Source organism: Amycolatopsis sp. lyj-109, from assembly GCF_046548995.1.
GTDB lineage: Bacteria > Actinomycetota > Actinomycetes > Mycobacteriales > Pseudonocardiaceae > Amycolatopsis.
The window spans coordinates 1-536 of sequence record NZ_JAJPWR010000072.1 but is presented as its reverse complement, the minus strand read 5'-3'; the positions used below and the strand labels follow the sequence as shown (position 1 = coordinate 536).

Annotated in this window: 1 protein-coding gene; it reads right to left on the bottom strand. The window is 68.5% G+C overall.

Annotated elements, in window-relative coordinates:
- On the bottom strand, window positions 1-346 hold a 346-nt coding region (locus ACLJQF_RS48860; protein ID WP_410617528.1), incomplete at its 3' end, for an enoyl-CoA hydratase-related protein.
- Between the last annotated feature and the right edge of the window lie 190 nt (window positions 347-536).

The following is a 536-nucleotide window of genomic DNA, read 5'->3' as shown; positions in this document are numbered from 1 at the left end:
CGCACCACAGTGCCAGTTCGAGGCCGCCCGCGACGGCGTGCCCGCGGACCGCGGCGATCACCGGCTTCGACAGCGTCATCCGCGACGGCCCCATCGGCCCGTCACCCGCCGGGCTGAGCGAGTTGGTGCGGCCGGTGCCGACGGCCTTCAGATCGGCTCCGGCGCAGAAGGCGTCACCCGAACCGGTGAGGACGGCGACCGCGGCCTCGTCGTCGGCGTCGAAGGCGCGGAACGCGTCCGCCAGCGCGGCCGCGGTCGGTCCGTCCACCGCGTTGCGGGCCCCCGGCCGGTTCAGCGTGATCGTCGTCACGGGTCCGTCTCGGTGTACGAGAGCGTTTTCGCTCATCGATCGCTCCCTCAGGCGGATCCGGGTGGGCAACAGGGCCCCGATCTCCTTAAAGTGGTGACAAAGTCCGCAGTGCGCGCGGAGTCATCGTCTGGACACTACTGTGTGATGGGATGGAGCCATGTCGCCCGGCTTGAAGAAATTCGTTGTGATCGCCGTTGTCGCGCTCGTGCTCTTCTTTCTGATCAGC